The organism is Rhizobium sp. CC1099 (assembly GCF_029714385.1).
GTDB lineage: Bacteria > Pseudomonadota > Alphaproteobacteria > Rhizobiales > Rhizobiaceae > Rhizobium.
In genome coordinates this window covers 1,828,216-1,843,522 of the sequence record NZ_CP121642.1, presented here as the reverse complement: position 1 = coordinate 1,843,522, position 15,307 = coordinate 1,828,216, and the positions used below count along the sequence as shown (strand labels likewise).

The window sequence follows — 15,307 nt, the reverse complement described above, 5'->3', positions numbered from 1 at the left end:
AGCAGTCTTTGCTGTAGAACTTAGAGCCAACGATGCTTGGCCGATGACTATCACTTCTTCCTGCTCGGAGGAGGTTGTGGCGCGAGCGAAGACATAGTCATCGACAGCCTGCAATCATGTCTGAGCACAAGGAGGATTGAGATGGCTAGATCTCGCGCATTATTACTCGCCACGGGCCTGTTTCTGCCTTTCGCAGGAATCCCCTTTTCTCCACATCCGCTCCTGACCGCCGCCGCTCAGGAGCCGGCCGCATCCAATCCAGTCGCCGCAGAAGACGACGCTCCGGCGCCCCTGAGCGAAGACGAGTTGGAAATCCTGGTGTCGCGGATCGCGCTCTATCCGGACGAGCTGGTCGCGCTCGTCACATCGGCCTCGCTTTATCCGCTGCAGATCGTGGAAGCCGCCCGGTTTCTCGAAGCCATCAAGAAGCAGCCCAAGCTCAAGCCGAAGACGACCTGGGACGGCAGCATCGTGTCCTTGCTGAACTATCCTCAGATCGTGACGATGATGAGCGAAGATCTGGACTGGACGCAGTCACTTGGAGAGGCGCTTTCCTACCAGCAGAAGGACGTTCTGATCGCCATACAGCAACTGCGCGACAAGGCAGTCGCCGACGGCATCATCAAGACCGACGACAAGATCAAGGTCACCCAGGAAAACGACAACGTCGTGATCGTCTCCGCCAGTCCGGAAAAGGTCTACGTTCCACAGTACGCTCCGGAGATGTTGTATGAACCAGGCTACGTGGCCGCGCCCATCGGCTACTATTCCGACCCGTATCCGAACTACTACTATCCGACCGCGACCTTTTTCGCGGGGGTGGTGACGGGGGCGGTCTGGGCTGCCGCCATCGACTGGAACCGTTGGGGCGTATGGGGCGGGCGCTGGAACGGCGACGTCGATATCGACTGCAACAATTGCTTCAACAACATCAATGGCAAGGTGAATATCAACGACGTCGACTGGAAAAACGTCGACAGGAGCAAGATCAGGTTTGACGCCGCCCAGTTCGACAAGATGGACCGCAGCGCCTTCAGGACCAATATCGAAGCGAACGCCAACAACAGGGTCGGCGCAAGAGTGAGCGATCGTGCCGGCACGATCCGCAATGAGGCCGGCAAAGTCAGTGTCAATGACGTCCGCAAGAGCAAGATCGATGCGGAGAGGATAGGTGCGGCCCGCAACAAGGCAGGGAACATCGCAGCGGCGCCCGCGGGCAGGAAGGCGGCGCCTGCCGCGCAGAACCGCCGGCCCGAAGCACGGGCGAACAGGGCTGCCGCCAACGTCAAGCCCACAGTCAACGCCAAACGTCCGGTCGCAAAGCCCAAGCCTGCGGCCCGCATCGACAGCCGGCCAAGAAAGCCATCCGCCCTCGGTCAGGTCGACAGCGGCAGGCGCTCCCAGATGCAGTCCAACCGCGGCAGACAGGCCATGGCCGGAGGCAGTCGCGGTGGTGGCGGTCGTGGAGAAATCCGCCGAGGCGGCGGACGTCGTCGGTAACCGGAAGAAGAGGACAGTCATGACCAAGTCAGTGAGAAACATCCTTCTGGGTTCGGTGTTCGCCGCTGTTTCGGCCCTCGCCGGCAATCCGGCTCCAACATCTGCAGCAGAACCATCCGACGCGACCGTCATCTCGGGCTTCGCCTCGCAGAGCGATCCGCCCGTATTCCAGACGCCGGAACAGGCCGTCGACGCCTTCAGGGCTGCCCTGGCGGCAGATGACTTCGACAAGTTCGCCATGCTGCTGGGTATCGATGCAGCGAAAGCGAAGGCGGGCGAAGGGGTGATGGAGACCTACGCACAAATCCGGGAGGGCGCCAGGAAGAAGACCGTCCTGAAGGACGTCGATGGCCGCAAGATCATCGAGGTCGGCGACAAGCTATGGCCGCTGCCGTTCCCGATCGTGAAGGGCGACGACGGCAAATGGAGCTTCGACACCTACGCCGGCTTCGAGGAGATCATCAATCGTCGCGTCGGCGAAAACGAACTGCAGACCATCGTCACGATGCGCGCCTATGTCGGCGCCCAAGAGGAATATTCTTCCGCAGACCGCGACGGGGACGGCGTGCTGGAGTATGCCCAGAAACTGATCAGCAGCGACGGTAGAACGGATGGCCTCTACTGGTCGCCCGATCTTGGCGAGGGTGACAGCCCGGCGGGCAACGCCCTCGAAGACAACGCGGCCCTGGACAAGGCGAAGGCCGGCGAGGGCTACTACGGCTATCGTTACAGGATCATCGACAGTCAGGGGCCGAACATCGCTGGTGGCAAGTTCGATTATATCATCAACGGCAACATGATCGCAGGATTCGCGCTCATCGCCTGGCCGATCCGCTACGGCGAAACCGGTGTGCATACATTCCTGGTGAACGCGAACGGCACGGTCTACCAGGCCGATCTCGGTCGGCAAACCGAAAAAACGGCGGCCGGCATCAAGACCTTCAATCCGGATGACAACTGGGAGGTGACTGCAGACTGAACGCGGCGGCTACCGTGATTGCCGCCTCGTTGGCGGTCGACGAGTGTTCCGGATGGTTGACTTTTTTCCAAAGCAGGGAACCGCATCCAATTTCGCAAGTTGGTTTCCGGCCAGGGACTACGCCATGACACTTGCCAGCTATCGAAGCGCCTTCTTCGACACCCTTCTCGAACTCTTCGCGCTCTCCAGTGGGGAGGCCGATGGCGGCGCGGTCGTTTGGGGTGCCGAATACCTGTCGCGTGAATCAACCCGGTAGCCGCTCATAAACACCTTCGTCACCACTACGTCGTGATCGGCACGTTCCAAATCGTGAGATATGCGGTGTTCACCCTCGGATCTTCGGACCGATCCACATCCATATGCTCGAGCGCGACGATCACGTCATGCCGCTACCGATCTGGCCGCGATCCGCTCGAACCTCATTCGGCTTCGCGGGTTAGCGGCGCGCCACCGGCACGACACCTGTGAAAGCACATCATCATGGAGACCGCCTCATTGATTTCACGCTCGCAAAGTAATACCTTCTGGACATCAGGTATTACCGAGGGTCAAATGACGACGACAGTGACAGCAAAGGGGCAGGTGACCATTCCAAAGCCCGTCCGCGATCTGTTGGGAATCGGTCCCGGAAGCAAGGTTGATTTCCGCCGCGCCGCCGATGGCAGCATTGTCGTGGTGCGGGCGGACAAGAAGCAGCCTGTGAGCCGGTTTGCGAAGTTGCGAGGTCATGCGGGCAAAGGGCTCAGCACCGATGCCATCATGGCACTGACACGTGGCGAAACTTGACCCTCGTTGATACCAATATCCTCCTGGACGTTGTCACCGATGATCCGGAGTGGGCGGATTGGTCGATTGCGCAACTTGAAGCGGCGAGCCTCGATGGGCCTTTACTGATTAACGATACCGTATACGCCGAGCTCGCGGTGCGATACGATCGTATCGAAGAACTCGAGGCATTCCTCGACGAGGCTGGGCTTGAAATGACTGCAATGCCGCGAGCCGCCCTTTTCCTTGCCGGCAAGATATTTACGCAGTATCGCCGCGCCGGAGGATCAAAGACTGGCGTATTGCCCGACTTTCTCATAGGTGCCCATGCAGCGGTTAGTCAGCTTCCGTTGCTCACCCGCGACCTTGGCCGCTACCGCACATATTTTCCGTCAGTGACGCTGATTACGCCGCACGCGTAGCCAGAAAGATTTGCAGTGGATGTTGTACCGCGCCGTGTCCGCGTCCCCTGATGTGGTGACAAAACTCCGGGTTCAGATCTGCGTGCAAAGTTTGGCATCCAGACTACGAATTGAGGGCCCCGAAACGCGGAAAAGGATTTGAACTTATTTCACCGGTGAGGGTCGGCAGTGAGTGCTTTCATGAATATGTCGAGCGACATTCCTAATCTTTATTCCTTGCGCCTTGCGCGGGACATGGCAGAATAAAGAGCCAGAGGCTGACATGCTGCATTTCCTGAGATAGGACACGCCGTCCTGACGCTTTCCACCAGCGAAGGCGATTTCATTCTTGAGATCTCGCAGATGAGATCAAACCTTGTCACGCGGCACCGTAGGTGTTTCTGAGACGCTAAAGCCACCACAATCCGATCGATGGGTAAAGATCCGCGATGAACGTTTGCAGGCGGCCCGCACGGTGATTATCCGGGCTCGATGGAAAGCCATCAACTGATCTGCGTCCGGCAAGCCGCTGTTCGTCGGATGCTATAGTCGGCTGAGCAACTCCGATTTCTTCGCTTCGAATTCCTGATCTGTGAGAATACCTTTTGCATGAAAGGCCGCGAGGCGTTCGATCTTGTCGAAGATGTCCTCATCGGACCGACGCGCCTCCGGCGCTGGACGCGCCGCTTGTTGTGGCTCGGTGGATTCCGGCGCGGACGATGCGAATATCGATGGCGCAACGGTCGCGGCAGATGGTCCGGTAGCCGACGTGCCCGCCGGTTCCTTGCCGTCCTGACGGACCACATCCAGTTCCGAAATTTTCACGAGCCCATGCTGAGACGTAAAGGCCAGCGACTGGTCGCTGCTTTGCTGTTGCGAGAAACCGCCAATGCGATGGTCCTTCGTGTCGTAGACCGTAACCCGGCCGCCGACATCGATCGCCAGTCGTCGGGTTGTCGGGAAAAAGGCATAGCGCAGGTCATTCTGCGCCCCGGTCGAGGCAGGATGCCCGAGCTCTTCGGGCCACCAGTTGCCGGCCGACAACGCCCCAGGCACGAACAGACTGACGCCGTCCTGACCTTGGTATTGGGACTGGTGCGACCTCTGCGGGTCCAGCAAATCTGTGCTGCGCACCAGGGCCGCAAGCTCGGAACAAATCCCCGCCACGTTCGCCTTCAGAGCATGGTTGAACATGTCGCCGACCATGATCATGCCGCCCTGTGACCATTGCCCCATGCCACCGAGATCAGGATGGTTGAACTGAGCCTGTGTCGCCTGCCCGGCGATAATCGCCATCAGAAGGTGCTCGACCGCGCCAAGGCTGACCCCGTACCGCTGTGCAATTTCCTCCAGGGTCCGTCGACCCTCTTCACTGAGTTGTCTCATCGTGATCGCCCTTGGCTGATGAAGAAAGCGTGCACGCCGCAAGGCCGAGCCCCGCAACGAAGTCAAGAAGCTCTCCACGACATCAGAACAATACGGAACTAGGTGGCAAATGTCACAAGATATCGCACCGGTTCTACCGTCACATCGTCGGCGTAGGCTCATGCGCCGATATCGCCGCGTTCGAAAACTGCTTCCATAATCTTGACCTCAGATGCCGGAGCGCCACGACTGCGGGCAAAGTCACGCCATCTTCGTACAATCTGCCGACCACGCCGCGATTACTGCGGACGTCGAGATGAAAAACTCTGCGACCGGTCGCAACAAATCGATAGATGCGGTCGCATCGTCAAAACAGATCTAGGTCGACAGTCCCGGCACTATTCGGCGTCGGGTTCAACCTAACGCACGGCCTGGGACGTCCACCTTGAACGGTCCAGACTTGTCTTTCCATCCTCAATTGCTATATGTAGGTAAATACCTACATGGGAGCGTGCCATGAACATCACAACCCTTTCCAGCCGCGAGTTGAACCACGACGTCAGCAAAGCCAAGAAGGCTGCCATAAAGGGCCCGGTTATCATCACGGATCGGGGAAAGCCTTCCCATGTGCTGATGAGCTATGACGAGTTCGAGCGCCTGACCGGCAAGCACCGCAGCCTCGTCGATGCTCTCGCAATGCCGGGCCTTTCGGGAATCGAATTTGATCCGCCTCGCGTTGAGATTACGCCGCGCGGAGTCGATCTATCTTGATCTATCTGCTCGATACCAATGTCGTCTCCGAACTGCGCAAGATTGGTGACGGTAAGGCCGATGCCAATGTGGTGGCGTGGATCGACGCGGAAGATGCAGTCAGTTTTTACATTTCGGCGATCACCATCCTTGAACTTGAACGGGGTATACTCGGTGTGCAGCGCCGGGACGCGGCGCAGGGCGCTCGCTTGCGTTCATGGCTCGACAATCATGTGCGCCCGGAATTCGCAGGCCGTATCCTGCCGATAGATGACGCGATCGCGACACGCTGCGCGCATTTGCATATTCCTGACAGGCGCAACGAGGCCGATGCGCTAATTGCCGCGACCGCTCTGGTTCACGGCATGACCGTCGTGACGCGCAATGTCAGGGACTTCGAGGGCACTGGCGTGGTCATAGTCGATCCTTGGCAGGGTTGATAGAATATTCCATCCCGTTCTCAAGACGGTCGAGTTCGGTTCTGATAGGAAACCGCTTATCTGATGGCTAGGCGGAAGTCGGCTTAACGTGATTGCAGATCCTGCTCGTTCTTTTAGTAGCCAGTAGATACTGGCTACGAGCGTCCCAACCGCTGTTGCTGCCGCTGCGAGACAGGATGGCGGCATCCGCGCCGCTGCCAAGGCATATGACGTCAGTGAGGCCTCGGTTAGGCATGCTTATCCGGTGAGCTACTTCGCATTCCTATCTTTACCAAAGAGGGCTCGAAATGGCAGCCGCCGTTATATTACCCTTGACGATGAGACGGTACTGGCTTCCGCGCGTGCCGACCCTGCGGGCTTCAAGGTTCAGTGCGAAATGCTCCTTCGCCACCCTATACGCATCCGCAGAGAGCTCTTGCTTCAGCCAGCGGCCAGTCGTCGAGCTCGTAGAGCACGATGCACTCGCGCAGGCGTCGATGAAGAAATAATGGTCGTCGGCCGGGAAATTGTTGACGTCCGCGGCGGGCTTCGGTGCAAGTGCGTGGCGACACACTAGCGTCAGGCAACAGGTCTGGCTTTTATTCACGTTGCCCGAGACCGCTCACTCAAAGTTGCGCCGCCGCAGGAATCTTTTCTCATCGATGACATTTTCGACCGCTGTGGACAGGCTCCCTGTACCGCATTGATTTCTCTAATGGATCACGAGTTTTCGTCCTGTGGAGGACGCTTGAACTGAGATGCCATCCGAAACATGCCGATTGACTCGCTTTTCGCATAGGAACAAAAGAGGAACATTCTCGCTTTTAACGAGATGGAAACCTGCTTTTGACGAAAGCCACAGATGGCGCAGCCGCGCGCGAACCTTACCCTCTCCGAGCTTCGAGACCGTATCCAGCATCTCGAAGGAACGGCTGGCCGCCGCAAGGTCGTGCTGCCGTTCGGGGTCGCCGAAATCGATGGACACCTTCCGGGCGGTGGCCTTTCATACGGAGCGTTGCATGAGGTCGCCGGCGGCGGGACAGGGACTGTCGATGGAGCGGCCGCAGCGCTGTTTACGGCGGGAATCGCCGCCCGCACAAAGGGTAAAATCCTGTGGTGCCTGACAAGGCCCGACCTGTTTTTTCCGGCCATATCTCAGGCGGGGCTGCATGCCGACCGGGTGATCTTCTGCGAGGCCGACCGGGAAGAGGATGTGTTGGCTTCGATGGAAGAAGGCCTCGGTTTCGGTGGCCTTGGAGCGGTGGTCGGCGAGCTCGTACGTCTTCCCATGACAGCCTCGCGCCGTCTCCAGCTGGCAGCCGAAAAGACCGGCACGATGGGTATAGCGCTCCGGCGCTGGCGGCGGCAGACGGAAGCCTCGGACTACGGCCAGCCCACCGCTGCAACAACGAGATGGCGCGTGAGCGTCTTGCCGTCCGAACCGCTTCCCGTTGCCGGTGTCGGCCGGGCGCGATGGCTGGCGGAATTGATGCGTGTGAAGGCGGGCGAGTGTGCTGAGTTTGAAATAGGAGCCTGCGATGCCAAGGGTCGTATCTGTCTACTTCCCGCGTCTGGCCACGGATCGGATCAGACGGCATGGAGCAGAAGCCGTGCCAGCTGAACGCCCGCTCGTCGTCATCTCGAAGAGCGGCTCCAAGCGATGGATTTCCGCCGCCGACTGCAATGCGTCAAAGCTAGGTCTAAGAATCGACATGCCCGCCAGCAAGGCTCAGGCGATGGTCGCCGATCTGGTCATGGTTGACGCGGCTCCTGGCGAGGACGCCGCCGCGCTCGAGCGGCTCGCCCTTTGGGCACTCCGGCAGTACACGCCGGTGGTCGCCGTGGATGGGACAGATGGCTTCGTGATGGACACCGAGGGGGCGGATCATCTGCAGGGCGGCGAAGCCCTCCTCGTCAGCGGTCTGGTGAACAGACTGCGGGCGAAGGGATTGTCAGCGAAGGCAGCCGTAGCCGATACCTGGGGTGCGGCCCACGCGCTTGCGAGGCTTGCTTCGGACGAAACGACCGTCGTCCCAGTTGGAGCGGTCGCCAAGGCGGTAACCGAACTGCCGATCCACTGTCTCAGGCTGCCATCGGAAATGGTCCAGGGTCTGCGGGTGCTCGGTGTTGATACCGTCGGCCACCTCTCGGCAATGCCGCGCGCACCCCTGACGCTTCGCTTCGGTCCGGAACCCGGCCGTCGCCTGGACCAGATGTTCGGCCGGATCGCCGAACCGATTGACCCGATCCGGACGCCGGACCTGGTCGAGGTATCCCGCAATTTCTCCGAACCGATCGGCGCGGCCGAAACCATCGCAAAATACACGCGCCGCCTCGTCGTTCAATTGACGGCCAGGCTGGAGGAGCGAGGGCTTGGCGTACGCCGATGCGACCTGATCATTCACCGCGTGGACAACATCAGGCAATGTCTGCGGGCGGGCCTCGCAAAGCCTGTCCGCGAGCCCGCCCGACTTTCGAAACTCCTCTGCGACCGCATCGAGAAGATCGATCCTGGCTTCGGAATCGAGAAGATGGCGCTCGTTGCGGTTATGGTCGAGCCGCTGGTGGAGAAGCAAATCGCCTCCTCTTTGATCGAGGAGACGATCGTCGACGTGACGCCATTGGTCGATATCCTCGGCAATCGCGGCCAGCGTCTCTATCGCGTCGCCCCCGTTGCTTCCGACGTTCCGGAAAGGTCCGTCAGGAAGATCAGTCCGACGGCAGGTGAAACCGGAGAGAACTGGGCGGCGAAGTGGCCCAGGCCGTCACGTCTGCTTTCGACGCCCGAGCGGATCGAGGTGATCGCCCTGCTTCCCGACCAGCCACCTGCCGTCTTCACCTGGCGCGGTAAGCGGCGACGCGTAAAACGCGCCGACGGTCCAGAACGCATCTTCGGCGAATGGTGGCTTCGCCCCACGGAGAGGTCCGCGGTTCGGGATTACTTCGTCGTCGAAGACGAGGTGGGCGAACGATACTGGATCTTTCGGGCCGGCGACGGTGTCGATGCGGAGACCGGCTCCCACCAGTGGTTCCTCCATGGAGTGTTCGGATGAGATACGCCGAGTTCCAGGTCACGACGCATTTCTCCTTCCTGCGAGGCGCCAGTTCCGCTGAGGAACTCTTTGCCACAGCCGCGGTCCTCGGTATCGATGCGCTCGGCGTCGTCGATCGCAATACTCTGGCAGGAATCGTGCGTGCCTGGGAGGCGGCGAAGACGACCGGCGTGCGGCTCGTTGTCGGATGCCGGCTGGACCTTTCGGACGGCATGTCGATCCTCGTTTACCCGACAGATCGTCCGGCTTACTCGCGGCTCTGCCGTCTGCTGTCGCTCGGAAAATCGCGGGGCGGCAAGGGAAACTGCGTTCTCGATTTCTCGGATCTCGTCCAGTACGCCGATGGCCTTATTGCAGTCCTCGTTCCGGACGAGGCAGACGAGACCTGCGGCATGCAGTTGCGCAAGCTCGCCGAGCTCTTCGATGACCGTGCCTATATCAGCCTCTGTCTCCGGCGGCGGCCGAACGACAGGCTGCGCCTCCATGGTATTTCGACCTTGGCGACCCGATTCAAAGTTCGGACAGTTGTCACAAACGACGTGCTGTTTCACGAGCCTTCCCGCCGCCAGCTACAGGACGTCGTGACCTGCATTCGCAACAAGACAACGATCGACGATGTCGGCTTCGAGCGCGAGCGGCATGCAGACCGCTTCCTCAAGGCTCCCGAGGAAATGCATCGGCTGTTTGCCGAATACCCCGAAGCGTTGGCCCGAACGCGGGAGATTGCCGACCGCTGCCGTTTCGATCTGAGCGAACTTGAATATCAGTATCCCGAGGAGGCGATCGTTCCGGGCCTCGACGCCCAGCAGAGCCTTACGAAGTTCGCCTGGGAAGGGGCGGCCGAACGATATCCCGAGGGCATTCCCGACAAGGTCAGGAGGGCAGTCCAGCATGAGCTCGAACTCATCAGGACCATGAAATACGCACCTTACTTCCTGACGGTCTACAGCATCGTGCGGTTCGCCCGTTCAAAGGGCATTCTCTGTCAGGGCAGGGGATCTGCGGCAAACTCGGCTGTCTGCTATTGCCTCGGCATCACGTCGATCGACCCGGAAACCAATGATCTCCTATTCGAGCGATTTGTGAGCCAGGAGCGCAACGAGCCGCCGGACATCGACGTGGACTTCGAGCACGAGCGGCGCGAAGAGGTCATCCAGTGGATTTACGAGACCTACGGCCGGAGCAAGGCCGCACTCTGCTCGACGGTCACGCGATACCGCACGAAGGGTGCGCTGCGCGACGTCGGCAAGGCGCTTTCGCTTCCCGAGGACATGATCGCCCAGCTTTCATCCGGTGTTTGGGGCTGGTCGGAGGGCGTCAGCGAGAAGCATCTCAAGGAGAACAATCTCAACGCCTCGGACTACCGCCTGCGGCTGACCCTCGATCTTGCCCGGCAGCTGATGGGTGCGCCCCGTCACCTTGGACAGCATCCTGGCGGCTTCGTACTGACCCATGACAGGCTGGACGACCTCGTGCCGATCGAGCCAGCGGCGATGGACGACCGTCAGGTCGTCGAATGGGACAAGGACGACATCGATGCGCTGCGCTTCATGAAGGTCGACGTCCTGGCGCTTGGAATGCTGACCTGCATGTCCAAGGCCTTCGCGCTGATGGCCGAACACAAGGGTGATAACAAGGACCTTGCGTCAATTCCGCAGGAGGACCAGGCGACCTACGCGATGATCCGCAAGGCCGACACGCTTGGGACGTTCCAGATCGAATCGCGCGCCCAGATGTCTATGCTCCCGAGGCTGAAACCGAGGACGTTCTACGACCTGGTGATCCAGGTGGCGATCGTGAGACCCGGGCCGATCCAGGGTGACATGGTGCATCCGTATCTCAGGCGGCGGGAAGGCCGGGAGAAGGTGGAGTATCCGACCCCGGAACTGGAGGCGGTGCTGAGCAAGACGCTTGGCGTGCCGCTTTTTCAGGAGAGCGCGATGAAGGTCGCAATGGTCTGCGCCGGCTTTAGCGCGGGAGAGGCGGACCAGCTGCGGCGCGCGATGGCGACCTTCAAGCACACGGGAGGGGTTTCGAAGTTCAAGAACAAGCTGGTGTCCGGCATGGTGAAAAACGGCTATTCGCCGGAATTCGCTGAAAAGACCTTTAGTCAGCTCGAAGGTTTCGGAAGTTATGGCTTTCCCGAGAGCCATGCGGCGTCTTTTGCACTAATCGCCTACGCCTCGAGCTGGGTGAAATGCCACCATCCGGACGCCTTCTGCGCGGCTCTCCTGAACTCTCAGCCGATGGGTTTTTATGCTCCGGCTCAGATCGTTGCCGACGCCAGGGCTCACGGGATCGAGATCCGGCCCGTTTGCGTAAATCGGTCCCGCTGGGATTGCACCCTGGAAGACGGGGCGGGTTCGGGCCACCGCGCTGTTCGCCTTGGATTCCGGATGGTGCGGGGTTTGGCGACGGCAGACGCCGCGCGGATCGTCACGTCCCGCGCCGGACAGTTTTTCGTCTCGGCCGACGACATATGGCGGCGATCAGGCGTGCCTACGGCCTCTCTGGTCAAGCTTGCCGAAGCGGACGCTTTCCTCCCGTCTATGGGCCTTGAACGGCGCGAGGCGCTCTGGGCGATCAAGGCGCTGCGCGACGAACCGCTCGAACTATGGGTCGCCGCAGCGGAGCGGCAGGCGAAGGCGATCCCGGAAATGCAGGAACCTGACGTCACATTGAGATCGATGACACAGGGCATGGAGGTCGTGGAAGACTACAGCCACACGGGTCTGACCCTGCGTCAGCACCCCGTATCCTTCCTTCGTAATGACCTCAGGAAACGGAGCATTGTCACCTGTGGCGAGGCGACGGCCGAACGCGATGGGCGCTGGCTGATGACGGCGGGACTGGTCCTCGTGCGCCAAAGGCCCGGATCGGCCAAGGGGGTGATGTTCATGACGCTGGAGGATGAGACCGGCATCGTCAACGCCGTCATCTGGCCGAGCCTGTTTGAGAAACAGAGGCGGGTCGTATTGTCGGCCACGATGCTGGCCATCAATGGCAAGATCCAGCGCGAGGGCGACGTCGTCCATCTGGTCGCTCAGCGGCTGTTCGACCTGTCGTCCGAACTCGGAGGTCTCGGCGAGCGTGACGGGGCGTTTCCGCTGCAACATGGTCGCGGTGACGGGGTCGTCCACGGAAGCGGTTCACCGGATCCGCGGGATCAACCAAAGCTCTTGGCCCCGCCGCGAGATCTCTACGAACCCGATCGGCACATCGACACGCTGAAGATCAAGAGCCGGAATTTTCATTGATCGACAAAGGCATTGACGGACTGCACGTTGCCGTCACGATGTATCACATTTTCAAAGTTAGTCTGGGTTGCTGCGACGTACGCCATCGCGCTTCTCCTTCCACCGGGTCGGCTGCTCAGCGCGGATTGCGCAAACCCGGGACGGCGAAGGCGAGACATCGGCCCAATCGACTTGAAGCTCGGCGAAGGCTGCAGCTCGTTAGGGACTGCGCGTAGAACTTAGGAAGGTCCTACCTGCGAAGACCATTGTGCGGCGACCATATGTCGACCGCGGTGACAACCCTGCTCTCGGCACTGGACAGCTTCTGCAGAACATCGCCGCTGAGGGCGGCCGATTTAACCAGTAAACTCACGCCGCGTTGCTTGTCCTGCAACACGGCGAAGATTGCCGAACGCCTCAGCCTTCTTGACCAAGGCCACGCGATTGGACAACCTTCCATATGATTGAGGCCGTCGCGGCCTATTGGAAGGAGCTCCGCGGCAAGTGCGGCGGCATTGGCCGGACGACTTCAAGGAGCAAGTATCAAGTTTGAATAGGTACGGTTTGTGGGGTAATGACGACCTGCTGCACGGTGGATTTGCCTGCTTTCGTCCGCGAAACGGCCCCCAACTGCATGCGCGTTGGGTTGACAGAGCGGTAGGGAAGCTACTTCCTTAGAGAAAGTGGAACTGCCCTACGGCAGATTTCGCTTTCTCTGATCCATGGCTGTTTGAGAAGCTCCTGGCGGGCCGAAAGATAAGTGATCAATCCGGACTGGCCGCCATGCGAGTCGGGTAAGTATTGATAATTTAGCAGTAACAGCCTCGCCTCCCAGTTCGGATAGCCAGCCACCGTGTCCAAGTACCGCAGGCATCGTGCGTCCTTGGATTTGCCTTTCATCCCGACAACGAAGGTCAGCGTCGACAGTGCAGGTGGCGTGGTACAGGTAAGCATTGACAATCCGGTGGGTTTCTTCTCGAAACAGCGGGCAGCAAGCGCCCGCGCTACGAAGGCATCGGCACGAAGCTCTTCAAGTTGCTCGGCGTCCATACCGCTAAAAAATGCCTTCATATCAGCGTTTTCGCTCGTAAGTATCTGCAACGATTCCTTCGTGAGGTGGCCAATCTCGTGCAGCAGCAGAAATGCAACCATGGCCTCGAGCGGTACGCTCTCACCGTCGAGAAGGTCGTGGGGAATCCGATTAGCCGCAAGTGCCGTTCGAAATTCCTCGGCGCTATCAAAGCGGGTTAAAAGTATGTATTTGTCCCAATTCGCGCCAAAGACGATACGATAGAGTAGCAGGTCTTGCTCAATGAGGATGATGCAGCGGCACTCCGGCGAGGTCTTGGCCAGTTCCCATCGATTCTGCCGGTTCAGCGCCTTCATTACGAGATTGACCGTCGTCTCCGGATAGAGTGCCTCGACGCATTCATGAATATCGCTACATTCGTCTGATCCCTCTGCGATGCCCTCGAAATCTGTGCTAATCGTGCTAATAATTTCTTCGAGCTCTTGGCGCTCTTGCACAAGCAATCGCGCGCTAGCGGGCGATTTGATGAGGTAGATTACGATCTCATCATCAGACAACCCGCGGCCGTTCAGCTGCCAGGATGCCACTACGCGGAACGACTCATCCGCCGCTTGCAGTACTTCGTTGGCAACTGCAATTGATTTCTCAATGTGCGGCCGAAGGAGTGTTGCCTCTCCTAGTTGGATGACAACATCTGGCGGATTCGGCGGACAGGTATTTGCGGAAAGAAACGCGGCGAAGACCAAACAAGCTAAGCTCATGGACTATTTTCCTTCAGCGTAATTTCAAGTGAGGCTAGAATCCCGCGCTCAGCGGCGGGGTCGGCTGCGATCTCTGCAGGCACTTCAATCAGGGCCCTCTTCAGAGCTGAAATTTTGCCATCAAGGGCCTTCTCGCCCGTCTTCTCGACAAAGTCCCCCATTCCCGTTGCGAGTGTCGCGATGGCTGTAAGTGCCCCAATTGCCATGATCTTCTTATTCAAGAACTCTTCTTTTTCCAGTTGGCTCTGGCGCCTTTTCCAACCAGCTACGAGTGTAGCAACTGCAGTTAGGGCAAGCCCTATGAACCCAAGCCAGACTGCAATTGTTTGCCATCGACGTTGGCGCTCGACAAGAGAAAGCGCTGTCGCTTTTGTTTTAGTCAGGAGGCTGGTGGCCTCTTCCGAGAGTTGAATCCCAGCTGCCCCTTGAAAATCCGAGGGGTAGGCGGTGAGTTCGTACGATGGCATCTCCACTACCACCAGAAACGCCAGTCCAATGAGACCGATCAGGATGAATAAGAGACGCATGCCAATTCCTCCGCATCGAAATTTAGCAGTTGTTCGCAGCCTGGTTGGACAATCAAAAATCCCTGTTGCTGTTGGGTTCTGGATTTTGGACGTTTTAAATGTCGAAAAGGCCACGGGCGACAATTGCGATCCCAAGAAGCGGCGCGTTAATTATTCGCCGGGATCTGTCTCACGCTTTGCTCTTTCTCTCGACCGTTGAGAATTGCCCAAAACATAACCCGCGATCCCACTCAAAATCGAAATGATGCCTTCTGCGGAGACCTTGCCGATGGTGGCCAAGATTCCGGCTCCAACAACAATCACGAGTACGGTTATCATCTGCAGGACGCCCGCGCGCTCGATCAGGTGCACCATGGAAGCGGCGCCACCACTAGTCGTCCTGTAGAAGGCGAAACTCATCACCACCGTAACGCCAGCGATGACCATTCCAACGACGATTGTTGAATAGAGAGCTATGTCAGAAAGATATTGATATGCGCCTGCATCTAACTGTTCCATCGGTCGTCCTAATGCCATCTGAG

14 protein-coding genes are annotated in these 15,307 nt (G+C 59.1%); 10 read left to right on the top strand and 4 right to left on the bottom strand.

The annotated features are described in order from the left end of the window. Window positions 1–141 precede the first annotated feature (141 nt). The 5 genes from QA644_RS30050 (at window position 142) to QA644_RS30030 (ending at window position 3,666) form a co-directional block, all read left to right on the top strand. Entirely contained in the window at window positions 142–1,500 is a 1,359-nt protein-coding gene (locus tag QA644_RS30050; RefSeq protein WP_283072811.1) for a DUF3300 domain-containing protein, read from the top strand. 19 nt (window positions 1,501–1,519) lie between these two features. Beyond that, entirely contained in the window at window positions 1,520–2,479 is a 960-nt protein-coding gene (locus QA644_RS30045) for a DUF2950 domain-containing protein (protein WP_283072809.1), read from the top strand. A 52-nt stretch (window positions 2,480–2,531) separates the two neighbouring features. Next, window positions 2,532–2,735 carry a hypothetical protein gene (locus tag QA644_RS30040; protein ID WP_283072808.1) on the top strand — a complete coding sequence of 68 codons (204 nt, stop codon included), beginning with the start codon at window positions 2,532–2,534 and terminating at the stop codon, window positions 2,733–2,735. A 296-nt stretch (window positions 2,736–3,031) separates the two neighbouring features. Next, complete coding sequence (locus tag QA644_RS30035) at window positions 3,032–3,265, top strand: AbrB/MazE/SpoVT family DNA-binding domain-containing protein (RefSeq protein ID WP_283074055.1); 234 nt, start codon at window positions 3,032–3,034, stop codon at window positions 3,263–3,265. Further along, window positions 3,262–3,666: a type II toxin-antitoxin system VapC family toxin gene (locus tag QA644_RS30030; protein WP_283072806.1), complete on the top strand. Its 405-nt coding sequence runs from the start codon at window positions 3,262–3,264 to the stop codon at window positions 3,664–3,666. Before QA644_RS30035 ends, QA644_RS30030 begins: the two co-directional genes overlap by 4 nt. A 522-nt stretch (window positions 3,667–4,188) precedes the next feature. Here the strand turns inward: QA644_RS30030 and QA644_RS30025 are convergent. Further along, window positions 4,189–5,031 (bottom strand): SHOCT domain-containing protein, encoded by an 843-nt coding sequence (locus tag QA644_RS30025; protein ID WP_283072805.1) that lies wholly within the window; start codon window positions 5,029–5,031, stop codon window positions 4,189–4,191. A gap of 495 nt (window positions 5,032–5,526) precedes the next feature. Here QA644_RS30025 and QA644_RS30020 point away from each other — a divergent pair, with 495 nt between their 5' ends. The 5 genes from QA644_RS30020 to QA644_RS30000 all read left to right on the top strand — a co-directional run bounded on the left by QA644_RS30020 (window position 5,527) and on the right by QA644_RS30000 (window position 12,489). After that, entirely contained in the window at window positions 5,527–5,781 is a 255-nt protein-coding gene (locus tag QA644_RS30020) for a type II toxin-antitoxin system Phd/YefM family antitoxin (protein ID WP_283072804.1), read from the top strand. Continuing rightward, on the top strand, window positions 5,778–6,200 hold the full coding sequence (locus QA644_RS30015) for a type II toxin-antitoxin system VapC family toxin (protein ID WP_194730743.1): 423 nt from the start codon (window positions 5,778–5,780) through the stop codon (window positions 6,198–6,200). Before QA644_RS30020 ends, QA644_RS30015 begins: the two co-directional genes overlap by 4 nt. Before the next feature lie 841 nt (window positions 6,201–7,041). Beyond that, window positions 7,042–7,800: an ImuA family protein gene (locus QA644_RS30010; RefSeq protein WP_283072803.1), complete on the top strand. Its 759-nt coding sequence runs from the start codon at window positions 7,042–7,044 to the stop codon at window positions 7,798–7,800. Continuing rightward, complete coding sequence (locus QA644_RS30005) at window positions 7,718–9,232, top strand: DNA polymerase Y family protein (RefSeq protein ID WP_283072802.1); 1,515 nt, start codon at window positions 7,718–7,720, stop codon at window positions 9,230–9,232. The genes QA644_RS30010 and QA644_RS30005 overlap by 83 nt, the downstream gene beginning before the upstream one ends. Further along, window positions 9,229–12,489, top strand: a complete 3,261-nt coding sequence (locus tag QA644_RS30000) for an error-prone DNA polymerase (RefSeq protein ID WP_283072801.1) — start codon at window positions 9,229–9,231, stop codon at window positions 12,487–12,489. Before QA644_RS30005 ends, QA644_RS30000 begins: the two co-directional genes overlap by 4 nt. A gap of 645 nt (window positions 12,490–13,134) precedes the next feature. Here QA644_RS30000 and QA644_RS29995 read toward each other — a convergent pair. From QA644_RS29995 to QA644_RS29985, 3 genes are all read right to left on the bottom strand, one after another. After that, entirely contained in the window at window positions 13,135–14,259 is a 1,125-nt protein-coding gene (locus QA644_RS29995; protein WP_283072800.1) for a hypothetical protein, read from the bottom strand. Beyond that, a complete protein-coding gene (locus QA644_RS29990; RefSeq protein WP_283072799.1) occupies window positions 14,256–14,786 on the bottom strand; it encodes a hypothetical protein in 531 nt (176 codons plus the stop codon). The genes QA644_RS29995 and QA644_RS29990 overlap by 4 nt, the downstream gene beginning before the upstream one ends. A 150-nt stretch (window positions 14,787–14,936) precedes the next feature. Next, a complete protein-coding gene (locus QA644_RS29985; protein ID WP_283072798.1) occupies window positions 14,937–15,284 on the bottom strand; it encodes a hypothetical protein in 348 nt (115 codons plus the stop codon). Window positions 15,285–15,307 lie beyond the last annotated feature (23 nt).

Coding starts and splice junctions, on each gene's coding strand:
- QA644_RS30050 (WP_283072811.1), top strand. CDS start 142: ATGGCTAGATCTCGCGCATTATTACTCGCCACGGGCCTGTTTCTGCCT.
- QA644_RS30045 (WP_283072809.1), top strand. CDS start 1,520: ATGACCAAGTCAGTGAGAAACATCCTTCTGGGTTCGGTGTTCGCCGCT.
- QA644_RS30040 (WP_283072808.1), top strand. CDS start 2,532: ATGGTTGACTTTTTTCCAAAGCAGGGAACCGCATCCAATTTCGCAAGT.
- QA644_RS30035 (WP_283074055.1), top strand. CDS start 3,032: ATGACGACGACAGTGACAGCAAAGGGGCAGGTGACCATTCCAAAGCCC.
- QA644_RS30025 (WP_283072805.1), bottom strand. CDS start 5,031: ATGAGACAACTCAGTGAAGAGGGTCGACGGACCCTGGAGGAAATTGCA.
- QA644_RS30020 (WP_283072804.1), top strand. CDS start 5,527: ATGAACATCACAACCCTTTCCAGCCGCGAGTTGAACCACGACGTCAGC.
- QA644_RS30010 (WP_283072803.1), top strand. CDS start 7,042: ATGGCGCAGCCGCGCGCGAACCTTACCCTCTCCGAGCTTCGAGACCGT.
- QA644_RS30005 (WP_283072802.1), top strand. CDS start 7,718: ATGCCAAGGGTCGTATCTGTCTACTTCCCGCGTCTGGCCACGGATCGG.
- QA644_RS30000 (WP_283072801.1), top strand. CDS start 9,229: ATGAGATACGCCGAGTTCCAGGTCACGACGCATTTCTCCTTCCTGCGA.
- QA644_RS29995 (WP_283072800.1), bottom strand. CDS start 14,259: ATGAGCTTAGCTTGTTTGGTCTTCGCCGCGTTTCTTTCCGCAAATACC.
- QA644_RS29990 (WP_283072799.1), bottom strand. CDS start 14,786: ATGCGTCTCTTATTCATCCTGATCGGTCTCATTGGACTGGCGTTTCTG.
- QA644_RS29985 (WP_283072798.1), bottom strand. CDS start 15,284: ATGGAACAGTTAGATGCAGGCGCATATCAATATCTTTCTGACATAGCT.